Source organism: Variovorax sp. 20P10.2.4 (assembly GCF_058244205.1).
The window spans coordinates 1-11,086 of sequence record NZ_JBZAYE010000208.1 but is presented as its reverse complement, the minus strand read 5'-3'; the positions used below and the strand labels follow the sequence as shown (position 1 = coordinate 11,086).

Sequence of the window (11,086 nt, the reverse complement as noted above, 5' to 3'; positions counted from 1 at the left end):
GGGACGGGATGCGGCGGCGCATGGCTTTTCGCCCTCGCGCCTCAGCGCTTCGCGCCGTCGGCTGCGACAGGAGCGAGCTCGGCCTTCACGGCCACCGGCGCATCGCCCGCGGGCACGCGCACCAGTTCCTCGGGCGTTTCGCCGCCGTAGTCGTTGAGCGTGGTGAAGTTGACCTGGATCGCCTGCGGCGCCTTCACCGCGGTCAGCGGATACACCGACTCGCCGAAGGGCGGCACCATGTCGGCGTTGATGTCCTGCTGGCCGCCGTTGATCTTGAGACCCGTGAAGGTCACGTGGTACGGCGTCGGGTTGCCGATCCTGAGCACCGCGCCCTGCGCGCCGCCGGCCACCGCCCACTGCAGCTGGCTGCGGGCCTCCTCGGACTTGCCGCCCAGGCTGGCGGGCCGGTAGAACAGCTTGATGCGGCTGCGCACCGCGATCTGCAGCACGTTCTCGTCCTTGGAGCGCTCGGGGATCTCCTTCACGTTGAGCCAGAACACCGTTTCGCGGTCGGCGGGCAGTTCGCCCGCCACGCGCATGATGCGCAGGATGTTCTCCATGCCGGGATCGAGCCGCGACAGCGGCGGCGTGACCAGCATCGGGGTCTTGTTCTTGCCTTCGCCGGCGTCGATCCAGGCCTGGACCACGTAGGGCGAGGTGCCGGTGTTCTTCACCGGAATCGAGGCTTCGCGGTCCTTCTCGCCCAGGATGACGCGCGTGCCGCCGAGCATCACGCCCGCCGCGGCCGGCCATTGAAGGCAGAGCATCGCCACGATGCCCAGGGTCCAACGAATTCGATTCTTGCTGCACATACGACGGGTTCCTCGGTACGGCGGACGCTGGCGTCCAGGCGTACCCCAGCACGGCGGCGCACGCGGCGCACCGGCGGAAAAAAGACGGGTGATGGAAAAACCGGCCGATGCGGCGCGCCCACGCGAGGTCGCCGCGCCGCGTCGGTCCGGTGCGGAATCCGACGGCGCCTGCCGCCATGGACAGGGGCCGGATTCCGCGAAGGCGGCTTACTTGTAGTTGACCGTGAACTGGGCCGTCGAGTTGGCCGGACCGACCGTCACGGTGTCCTTGGTCGACACGTACACGGCCTGGAACTTCAGGGCGTTGTCGCCCTGGCCCAGAACGTATTGCGCCGATTCCGAGCCGAGCGGAATCTTGGTGGCGGCGGAATCACCCAGCTCGATGGCCACGCCCGAAGCGGTGGTCACGCCGACCTGGCCGGCATTCGCCAGGCGCAGGTTGGTGGCGTCGTCGAGGTCGGGCGTGCCGGTGAACGACACGGTCGCGCCCTTGGCGGTGGCGCCGCAGCCGAGCAGGTCGATGGTGAACTTCGACGGCGTGGCCTTCTTGCCCTTGCCGCCGTCGAGCACCGTGCGAGCGACCTTGCCCAGCGGCACGGTCATGTTCTGGCTGTTCGGCGAGATCGAGCAAGGTGCATCGACGATTTCGCCCGTGAAGTTGATGGTGCCGTCGGCAGCCATCGCGCCTTGCGACAGCGCAGCGGCGACAGCGGCCAGCGCCGCCAGCTTGAAGAATTTACGCATCTGAATTCCCTGGGATTGTTAACAAAAAGAACTACTTGCCTTGACAAGGCAGAGCGCAGTCTATTAACCAATTCCTAGGAGAAGAAGACGTTTTCGACTCAGTTGACAGTGGTTGACATTGTTAATTCAATGTTTGTGAACTAAACCCATTTGCAAACTTTTCGATACGAAAGTTTTGCCAAATACTACCGAGCTGACATCACTCGGTCGCCACCTGCAGCACCAGTTTGCCGAAGTTGGCGCCGCTGAAGAGCCGGTTCAGGGCCTCGGGGAAGGTGTCGAGGCCCTGCACGATGTCTTCCTTGCTCTTCATGCGCCCATCTTTCAGGTAACCCGCCAGTTCGGCGATGGCCACGGGATAGCGGTCGGCGTAGTCGAACACCACGATGCCTTCCATGCGCGCCCGGTTCACCAGCAGGCTCAGATAGTTGCGGGGGCCGGCCGCCGGCATGCTGTTGGCGTTGTTGTACTGGCTGATGGCGCCGCAGATGATGATGCGGGCCTTGCGCGCGATGCGCGCGAGCACGAGGTCGAGGATCTCGCCGCCGACGTTGTCGAAGTAGATGTCCACGCCCTTGGGGCAGTGCTGCTTGAGGCCGTCGCGCACCGCGGCGGCGCCGGCCTTGTAGTCGATGCAGGCGTCGAAGCCCAGCTCCTTGACCACCCAGTCGCACTTGGCCTCGCCACCCGCGATGCCGACCACGCGGCAGCCCTTGATCTTGGCCAGCTGGCCCACGGTCTGGCCGACCGCGCCGGCGGCGCCCGAGATCACGACGGTCTCGCCGGCCTTGGGCTGGCCCACGTCCATCAGGCCGAAGTAGCCGGTCATGCCGGGCATGCCCAGCACGTTGAGCCACTGGGTGATGCTGCCCACGCGCAGGTCGATCTTCACCAGGCCGTTGCGCTTGATCTCCTCCTGCGGGATCAGCATGTATTCCTGCACGTTGAGCGTGCCGTAGACGGTGTCGCCGACCGCGAACTGCGGGTTCTTCGAGGCGATGACGCGGCCGATGCCCCCGGCGCGCATCACGGCGCCGATCTCGACCGGCGGGATGTAGCTCCTGGCATCGTTGAGCCAGCCGCGCATGGCCGGGTCGAGCGACAGCGACAGCGTCTTGACCAGCACGCCGCCCTCGGCCGGCTCGGCCACGGGCTCGCTGCCGAAGCTCCAGTGCTCGCGCGTGGCGGCGGCCTCGGGACGCTTGGCGAGGCGGACCTGGTGGTTGACGAGTGCGGTGGTGTCGGTCATGAAGCGTCTCCTGGAGATGGGGCCGCGCCCCGGGGTGTGGCTGAGCGGCGCATGCTAGCCGCGCGGCGCGGGGCCGCGCGTAGCGCAGGCGACAGCCCGGCCTTCCCGCCCTCCCCGCTCGGACCGCGTCAGCCCAGGCGCACCACGATCTGCAGGCCCGGGGACGCGTTGCGCACCCGCAGGCTGCCGCCATGCGCCTCGGCTATCAGCCGGCACAGGTACATGCCCAGGCCGACGCCGCCGGTGGCGCGCTGGCGCGCGCCGTCGGTGCGATAGAAGGCCTCGGTCAGGCGCTCGAGCTGCGCCTCGTCCACGCCCGGACCGAAGTCGCGCACCTCGATCTCCACGCCCTGCGCCTGGCCCTCGAGCACCGCGCGCACCGACACGCTGGGCGGACGCGGCGCCTCGGTGCTGTAGCGCAGCGCGTTGTCCAGCAGGTTGCGCACCAGCAGGCGGATGCGCATGCGGTCGACCGAGTGCGCCGGCAGGCCCTCGGCGAGGTCGAGGTGGACCTCGCGCGCGGCCGGCATCTCGGCCACGGTCTCGCGCACCAGCGCCGCGAGATCGATGCGCTCGCGCTGCAGCGCCGCATGCGGGCTCGCGAGCCGTTCGCTCTCGAGCAGGTCGCTAATCAGGTCGCGCATCTCGTTGAGGTCGCGCAGCAGCGCCTCGCGCTCGGCCCGGCCCTCGGGCGTGGCCGGCAGCAGCTCGGCATTGAGCCGCGCGCGCGTGAGCGGCGAGCGCAGCTCGTGGCTCAGCGCCAGCAGCAGGCCGCGCTTGGCATCGAGCATGGCCTGGATGTCGTGGGCCATGGTGTTGATGTGCTCCGCGAGGTCGCCGATGTCGTCGTTGCGCCGCACCGGGATCGGCCGCTCGAAGTCGCCGCGGCCGAAGCGCTGCGCGCCGTCGCGGATGTCGATCAGCGGCCGCAGCAGCCGGCTCACGTAGGCATAGCCCAGCACCACGAGCAGCAGCAGCAGGCTCAGCGTGGCCCAGCCGGCCGCGCGCGGCGCGATCTGCCACAGCCGCGGCGCCCAGCCGAAGATCACGCGGTGGCCGTCGGCCGTGGGCCGGATGAACCACTTGTCGTTCCACATCGATTCGTCGTGGTCGCGCATCCAGCCGCCGCGCGTGCCGTGCTCGCCGGGGTTCGAGTCCCAGTTGACGGTCGGCCCGACGATGCGGATGGTGATCGGCAGGCGATCGACCAGCGCCTGCGCGCGCGACACGTCGGGCGGCGTGCCGAGCTCGGCCACCAGCCGGTCGGCGTAGTCGACCAGCATCGGCTGCGCGGCCTCGGCCCAGCCGGTGGAGAAGGACTTCTTCATGCCCGCGAGGAACACGCCGGTCATGACCACCGCGAGCAGCACGAACATCATCACCAGCCGGATGCGCAGCGAGCGCCGCCAGCGGCGCTTGCCCTGCACCTTCTCGTGCCACTGCGCATGCCACTGCCGGTGCAGCTCGTCGCGGCGGCAGGCGAAGGCATGCCACGCGCCCTCGCGATCGCGGCGTTCCCTGCGGCGGAAGTTCATGAAGAAGGCTCGCCGCGTGCCACGGCCAGCGCGTAGCCCGCGTTGCGTAGCGTCTTGATGCAGTCCAGCGGTTCGAGCTTCTTGCGCAGGCGGCTCACCACGATGTCGACCGCGCGCGTGTAGAGCTCGGCCTCGTGGCCGCGCAGCCGGTTGAGGATGTCGTCGCGGCTGAACACCTTGCCGGGCTCGGCCGCCAGCAGCGCCAGCAACTCGAACTCGGTGCCGGTGAGGTCGACGCGCTCGCCCTGGCGCAGCACCAGGCGGCGGTCGAGATCGATCGCCAGGCCGTCGAACACGCGCTGCTGCGACGAGGCGGCCGCGGGCGGCGCGACGCGCTGGCGCCGCAGGATGGTCTGTACGCGCGCCACGAGTTCGCGCGGCTCGAAGGGCTTGGGCACGTAGTCGTCGGCGCCGAGCTCGAGGCCGACCACGCGGTCCATCACCTCGCCGCGCGCGGTCAGCATCACGATCGGGATGTCGCTCTCCTTGCGGATCTCGCGGCACAGCGCGAAGCCGTCCATCTCGGGCAGCATGACGTCGAGGATGGCGGCGTCGAAGCTCTCGGCGCGCAGCCGCGCCAGGCCTTCGCTGGGCCGCACCGCGCTCTCGAGCGTGCAGCCGAAGCGCGCGAAGTAGCTCGCCAGCGGCGCGCCGAGGTGTTCGTCGTCGTCGATCAGCAGGATGCGCGGCATGGGCGGATTGTGCCTTCTGGCCAGGAGCTGGCTGATGATCAACCCGCCCGGCATCGCACCGCCACGACGAGGCCGGCCGCGAGCGCGGCGAGCAGGACCAGGTGATACGCGACGTCGGGCACGGTCTGCGGCCCGATGCCGATCGCGATGGTGAACAGGCCGACCAGCGTGCCGAGCAGCGCGAAGCCCTGGGCGCGGATCGCGAACCAGCGCGTCCAGGCCGGGCGCAGCCAGCTCGCGACCGCCGCGCCCACCAGCACCAGCGCGATCACGGCCTCGGCCGTGCGTGCCTGCGCATGCGCGAAGCCGGGAATCAGCCGGCCTGCGTGCACGACCGAGGCGGTGCCGAGCGCGAGCGCCTCGGCCAGCAGCCAGGTGCGCGCCACGGCGGGGCGCAGCACGGGCCGCACGGCATCGTCGGGACGCGCGCTCACCATGGGTCCTGCCTTCCGACGCGGCCCAGGTGCGTGAAGCCGAAGCCCGCCTCGTACTTGAGGCCGAAGCCCAGCGCGCGATCGAACGCGATGTGCGCGGCCCAGATCAGCGCCAGCGGCAGCGCGAAGGGCAACGCCACCAGCAGGCCCAGCGCGCCGATGCCCAGCGGCACCAGGTACGAGTGCGCGAGGTTGTAGACCCGCGCGCCGATGCGCGGCCCCGCCAGGTAGCCGAGCATCGACAGGTCGGGCAGCAGGAACAGCAGCGCGAACAGGCCCCAGCCGCTGCCGGTGCGGTCGTAGGCGATCAGCGCGCCCGCCAGCACGGCCAGCGCCTCGAGCCGCAGCGTGGTGCGCACGCCGCCGGTCGCGGCGCCTTCCTGTGTCTCGGTCGCGGCATCGCTCGCGCGGCGCGCGGCCTGGCGCCGCAGCGCGATCAGGTCGCCCAGGTTCGGTTCGATGGTCTTCATGGTGTGCTCGCATCAGGTGGAGGGCGCCGGGCCCCGAAAGGATGGGAATGCGACCCCGGCCGAGGGACGGGGCCGCCGGTGCATCAGCCTTGGCGGCTCCAGCGGCGTCCGCCGCGCTCCATGAACTCGCGCACCTTCTGCTGCTGCGCGGGGTTCAGATGGTCGAAGAAGTCGGCCGCCGCGGCGATGATCTCGGGGCTGCCGCTGCGCAGCGCCGCGGTCTTCTCGTCGACCAGGCGCGTGGCGCCGGCCTGGTCGAGCTTGTTGCCCGCGAACAGCGCGCGGAACTGCGAGCGCGGATCGCCCGAGCCGTCGGCGCCGCGCAAGGCCTGGCGCTGCGCCTGCAGCTTCTCGGCCAGCACGGTGAGCTTCTGCTTCTGCGACGCATCGAGGTCGAGCTTGCTGCCCACGCGCTCGACCATCTTGGCGCGGAACTCGGCGCTGTCGCCGTTCCAGCCGTGGCGATGGCCGGCGCAGCCGGCGACGCTGCCGGCCACCACGGCGAGCCCGGCAAAACCGAAGAGCGTGCGTTTGATCCAGTGTTTCATGACGGGTCCTTGTGTGTGTTGGAGGAGGAAGCTCGATGGTGCTTTCGGGCCGCCTTCGCGTCCTTTCACCGCGGTATCGGCGTGTTTCGTTTTATTGCGACGCGAGGCCGGAGGGCCGAAACGAAAAAGCGACGCCGATGCGTCGCTTGTTTCCGGGGGGGCGCGGAGGGCCGCTTCGCTCAGAGCTTGCTGGCGTCGCGCGAGGCGGCGGCGCGTGCGTCCACCGGGTTCTGCAGCGTCGAGATCACCTTGCTGTTGACGCGCGAACCCGAGCTCACGTTCTGGTCGGGCGCGGCCGCGGTGCGCACGGCCTCGGCGGCCACGCTGGCACGGTCGGTCGAGCGCGCCACGGTCTCGGGACCACGCGAGCCGCGCGTCACGTTCTGGTTCGGTGCCGCGGCGGTGCGCACGGCTTCCTCGTTGATCTCGGCGCGGGTCTTGGCCGACACGGCCTGGTGCACGCCGTCATAGCTTTCGGCCTTGGCGCCCGCGGCGGCGAGCATGGCGAAGGAGGCGACGGCGACAGCCTGGGTCAGGGAGAGCTTCATGGATCGGGCCTTTCAGGGTTGGTGAAGAGAAGGCCTGATCGTGCTTGCCGGCGCGCGGCAAGTCCTTTCGCCGCGGTTTCGGCGTGTTTCGTTTTATTGCGGCGGGCTTGAAGCGCGCGCGGCGCTCAGCCCGCGAGCATGGCGGCGGGATCGTCCGAGTCGACCACCGAGCGCGCCCAGGCCTCGAGCTTGCTCGTGTCGGCGCGCAGCACCTCCTGCTTGACCGCGAGGATGCGCGAGGGATGCATCGAGAAGCTGCGCAGCCCCAGGCCCAGCAGCAGCCGCGTGAAGGCCACGTCGCCCGCCATCTCGCCGCACACCGCCACGGCCTTGCCCTGGCGGCGGCACTCGGCGATGGTGTCGGCCACCAGCTTCAGCACCGCCGGATGGGCCGGGTCGTAGAGGTGCGCCACCGACTCGTCGGCGCGGTCGATCGCCAGCGTGTACTGGATCAGGTCGTTGGTGCCGATCGAGAGGAAGTCGAAGTGCTTCAGGAAGGTGCGCAGCGTGAGCGCCGCGGCCGGGATCTCGATCATGGCGCCGAGCTTCACGTGGCCGTGCACCGCGCCGCGGTTGTCGAGCTCGGTGCGCGCGAGCGCGATCAGCGCCAGCGTCTGGCGGATCTCGCTCGCATGCGCAAGCATCGGAATCAGCAGGTGGATCTCGCCGTGCGCGGCCGCGCGCAGGATGGCGCGCAGCTGCGTGAGGAACATCGCGGGATCGGCCAGGCTCCAGCGGATGGCGCGCAGGCCGAGCGCGGGATTCAGGTGCTCCTGCTTGTTGGCGGACTTGTTGTCCAGCGGCTTGTCGGCGCCCACGTCGATGGTGCGGATGGTGACCGGCATGCCCTGCATGCCCTCGACCGCGCGCTTGTAGGCCTGGTACTGCTCCTCCTCGTTGGGCAGCCGCGTCTGGCGCGCCGACGACTCGCGGCCCATGAACAGGAACTCGCTGCGGAACAGGCCCACGCCGACCGCGCCGGCCTTCATCGCGCCCACCGTGTCCTCGGGCATCTCGATGTTGGCGAGCAGCTCGACGCGCTGGCCGTCGAGCGTGACGGCCGGCTTGTGGCGCAGCCGCGCGAGGCGCCCGCGCTCGAGGTCGCCCTGGCGCTGCTTGAAGCCGTACTCTGCCAGGATGATCGGCGAGGGATCGATGATCATCACGCCGGCATCGCCGTCGATGATGACCCAGTCGTCCTGCCGCACCAGCTGGCTCGCGGTGCGCGCGCCGACCACCGCCGGCACGTCCATGCTGCGCGCCACGATCGCGGTGTGCGAGGTGCGCCCGCCGACGTCGGTGACGAAGCCGGCGAACACGCTCTTCTTGAACTGCAGCATGTCGGCCGGCGAGAGATCGTGCGCGATCAGCACCAGCGGCACGTCGATGCCGTCGCCCGCGGTGAGGTCGTCGTCCTCGTCGGACGAGGCGCGCTTGCGCCGCGGCGGGCTCGGCGCCAGCACCGCGGCCGTGCCCTTCATGCGATGCAGCAGCCGCTCCACCACCTGCTCGAGGTCGGCCTTGCGCTCGCGCAGGTACTCGTCCTCCATCTCGTCGAACTGGCGCGCGATGACCTCGAGCTGCGTGGTCAGCGCCCATTCGGCGTTGTAGAGCCGCTCGCTGATCCAGTGCTTGACGCCGCCGCTCAGGGCCTCGTCCTGCAGCAGCATCTGGTGCACCTCGAGCAGCGCCGCGAGTTCGTGCGGCGCGTCGTTCGGGCCCATCTGCGCGACGTTGGTCTGCAGCTTGGCCAGCTCCTCGGCCACGGCGTTGCGCGCGGTGCGCACGCGATCGATCTCGGTCTCGATCTCCTCGGGCTTGATGAAGTAGTGGGCCACGTCGATGCGGCTCGACACCACCAGCACCGCGCGGCCGATGGCGATGCCACGGGCGACGGGAAGGCCGTGGACTGCGAAGGTCATGCGCGGTGGTCCTTATTCGCCTTCGCCGAACTTGTCGTCCATCAACTGGACGATGGCGTTCATCGCTTCTTCTTCCTGCGGGCCGTTGGTCTCGAGCTCGACGGTCGAGCCGAGCCCGGCGGCCAGCATCATCACGCCCATGATGCTCTTGGCGTTGATGCGGCGGTCGCCGCGCGAGAGCCACACCTCGCAGGGAAAGCTGCCTGCGAGCTTGGTCAGCTTGGCCGATGCGCGTGCATGCAGTCCCAGCTTATTGCTGATGGTCACGGATTTCTTGATCACTGTGCTTTCTCTTGGCCTGGTTCTGCGGTGCCGCCACCGCCACTTGCATCACGCCCGCGGTGCCGCCGGCGATGGCGCGCTGCACGAGCACGTCGAGCGGCTCGTGCCGGTAGGTCACGGCACGCAGCAGCATCGGAAGATTGACGCCCGCCACGAGCCGCGAGCGAACGCCGTCCACCAGCTTCTGCGCCACGTTGCAAGGCGTGGCGCCGAACACGTCGGCCAGCACCAGCACCTGCACGCGCGGCCCGTGGAGCTGCTGCGCGAGCGTGATGCGCGCGGCCGCCAGGGTTTCCTCGGGCGGCACGTTGGGCAGCACGTCGAGCGCGACGATGGCGTTCTCGCTGTCGGGAAACACATGCAGCGCGCACTTTCGCAACGCTTGTGCGAAGGGCGAATGGGCAATGATGAGGATGCTGTTCATGCGGCTCGGGGGACGGCGCGTCGATTATGCGGGGGCGCCCGGAGGAAGTAGATATACGACATAACGCAGCACCCCAGCAGGATGGCCATTGCGCCACGGAAAGCGTCCACGGTGTCGAGGCCGGCGCGCACGAACAGGTCGATCAGCAGGCCCACGCCCCACTGCACCACGAACACGCCGACGAAGATCACGAGGTTGTAGGCCGACAGCGCGCGGCCCGCGAGCGCCGGCGGCAGCGCCATCGCCACGGCCGGCTGGGCCAGCGTGACCACCGTGCAGAGGCACAGGAAAACCGCCCACGTTCCCGTGCCCGCACGCGGCCCCGCTATCAAAACAATAGCCATGAACAGCAGCGAGAGCGGCAGGCCCCAGGCCATGAGCCGATCCGCCGCAATGCCGCGCTGCGCGAGCCTGGGATTGGCCACGCCCCAGAGCCAGTAGGTGGCGAGCAGCACCAGGCTGATGACGAAGAGCGCCTCGGCCGCGCGCAGCGGCGTGTAGCCCGACACCCGCGTGAGCCAGGGCACGGCCCACAGCGACTGCATCGCGATGAAGCCGCCGTAGTGGAAGAAGCCGATCGGCGCGAGCTTGCGGAAGAAGGGATCGCGCCAGACGGCGGCGTAGCTGCCGCCGTCGTCGGGAACCGCCGCCGTCGCAGCGGGTGAGGCTCGACGCCACGAGGGCGCGACCCAGGCGATCAGCAGCATCGAGACGATCACGCCCGCGCCCAGCAGCCAGAACAGCGCGCGCCAGCCGACCAGCGGCACCAGCCATTGCACCGGCAGCGTCGCGCCGACCAGCCCGAACGACCCGACCATCAGCATCCACGAGTTGCTGCGCAGCTGCATCGCGGGCGGGAGCCAGCGCCGGTAGCCGGTGAGCGGCGCCATCAGGCAGGCGCTGACGCCCACGCCGGTGAGCACGCGCGCGGCCAGCAGCAGCGAGAAATGCGTGGCGACCGAGAACAGCAGGCAGCCGGCCACCGCCACGCCGAGAAAAGCCACCACCACGCGCTTGGGGCCGTGGCGGTCGAGCCAGGCGCCCATGGGCAGTTGCGTGAACGCGAAGCCGAGGAAGTAGCCGCCCGCGAGCAGGCCGAGGTCGCGCGACTCGAGGTCGAACTCGTCGGTGAGCGTGGGCGACAGGGTGGCCGTGATCGCGCGCACCAGGGTCGAGAGGAAGTACGCGAAGGCGAAGGCCAGGAAGACGCCGGCGACGCGGCGCCGGCCGCCGAGCATGCCCTCGCTCATCGCGCGGCCGCCGGGAGCGCCGCGCCGAGGTCGCGGGGGCGGCTCATGGCAGCCGCAGGCCTTCGAAGAAGGTCTTGGCGGCCTCGTCCGACGATGGCCGGCCGAGCACCATCGCCTGGTAGAGCGACACGGCGCCGGGCGGCGTCGAGCGGGTCTCGGTCTGGGCGAACCACAGC

Annotated in this window: 13 protein-coding genes; all 13 read right to left on the bottom strand. The window is 69.9% G+C overall.

Annotated elements, in window-relative coordinates; translation table 11 throughout:
- Nucleotides 1-41 precede the first annotated feature (41 nt).
- Nucleotides 42-812 carry a fimbrial biogenesis chaperone gene (locus tag AC27VN_RS19765; protein WP_208510594.1) on the bottom strand — a complete coding sequence of 257 codons (771 nt, stop codon included), beginning with the start codon at nt 810-812 and terminating at the stop codon, nt 42-44.
- A gap of 207 nt (nt 813-1,019) precedes the next feature.
- Nucleotides 1,020-1,556, bottom strand: a complete 537-nt coding sequence (locus AC27VN_RS19760) for a fimbrial protein (protein ID WP_093350252.1) — start codon at nt 1,554-1,556, stop codon at nt 1,020-1,022.
- A 199-nt stretch (nt 1,557-1,755) separates the two neighbouring features.
- A complete protein-coding gene (locus AC27VN_RS19755; protein ID WP_490877599.1) occupies nt 1,756-2,805 on the bottom strand; it encodes an NADP-dependent oxidoreductase in 1,050 nt (349 codons plus the stop codon).
- Nucleotides 2,806-2,933: 128 nt separating this feature from the next.
- The gene (locus AC27VN_RS19750; protein WP_490877598.1) at nt 2,934-4,340 is read right to left on the bottom strand and encodes a HAMP domain-containing sensor histidine kinase; all 1,407 of its coding nucleotides are present in this window, start codon (nt 4,338-4,340) and stop codon (nt 2,934-2,936) included.
- A complete protein-coding gene (locus AC27VN_RS19745; RefSeq protein ID WP_093350245.1) occupies nt 4,337-5,032 on the bottom strand; it encodes a response regulator transcription factor in 696 nt (231 codons plus the stop codon). The genes AC27VN_RS19750 and AC27VN_RS19745 overlap by 4 nt, the downstream gene beginning before the upstream one ends.
- Before the next feature lie 38 nt (nt 5,033-5,070).
- Complete coding sequence (locus AC27VN_RS19740; protein ID WP_490877597.1) at nt 5,071-5,469, bottom strand: hypothetical protein; 399 nt, start codon at nt 5,467-5,469, stop codon at nt 5,071-5,073.
- A complete protein-coding gene (locus tag AC27VN_RS19735) occupies nt 5,463-5,936 on the bottom strand; it encodes a DUF4260 domain-containing protein (RefSeq protein ID WP_490877596.1) in 474 nt (157 codons plus the stop codon). The genes AC27VN_RS19740 and AC27VN_RS19735 overlap by 7 nt, the downstream gene beginning before the upstream one ends.
- Before the next feature lie 83 nt (nt 5,937-6,019).
- On the bottom strand, nt 6,020-6,484 hold the full coding sequence (locus AC27VN_RS19730) for a Spy/CpxP family protein refolding chaperone (RefSeq protein ID WP_208510588.1): 465 nt from the start codon (nt 6,482-6,484) through the stop codon (nt 6,020-6,022).
- A gap of 179 nt (nt 6,485-6,663) precedes the next feature.
- A complete protein-coding gene (locus AC27VN_RS19725; protein WP_208510587.1) occupies nt 6,664-7,032 on the bottom strand; it encodes a DUF4148 domain-containing protein in 369 nt (122 codons plus the stop codon).
- 125 nt (nt 7,033-7,157) lie between these two features.
- On the bottom strand, nt 7,158-8,954 hold the full coding sequence (ptsP, locus tag AC27VN_RS19720; protein ID WP_093350231.1) for a phosphoenolpyruvate--protein phosphotransferase: 1,797 nt from the start codon (nt 8,952-8,954) through the stop codon (nt 7,158-7,160).
- Between the two features lie 12 nt (nt 8,955-8,966).
- Nucleotides 8,967-9,236, bottom strand: coding sequence for an HPr family phosphocarrier protein (locus AC27VN_RS19715; protein WP_057596164.1), 270 nt, complete (start codon nt 9,234-9,236; stop codon nt 8,967-8,969).
- A complete protein-coding gene (locus tag AC27VN_RS19710; protein ID WP_093350228.1) occupies nt 9,205-9,660 on the bottom strand; it encodes a PTS sugar transporter subunit IIA in 456 nt (151 codons plus the stop codon). The genes AC27VN_RS19715 and AC27VN_RS19710 overlap by 32 nt, the downstream gene beginning before the upstream one ends.
- Nucleotides 9,657-10,910: an MFS transporter gene (locus AC27VN_RS19705; protein WP_490877595.1), complete on the bottom strand. Its 1,254-nt coding sequence runs from the start codon at nt 10,908-10,910 to the stop codon at nt 9,657-9,659. Before AC27VN_RS19705 ends, AC27VN_RS19710 begins: the two co-directional genes overlap by 4 nt.
- Nucleotides 10,911-11,086: the final 176 nt, after the last annotated feature.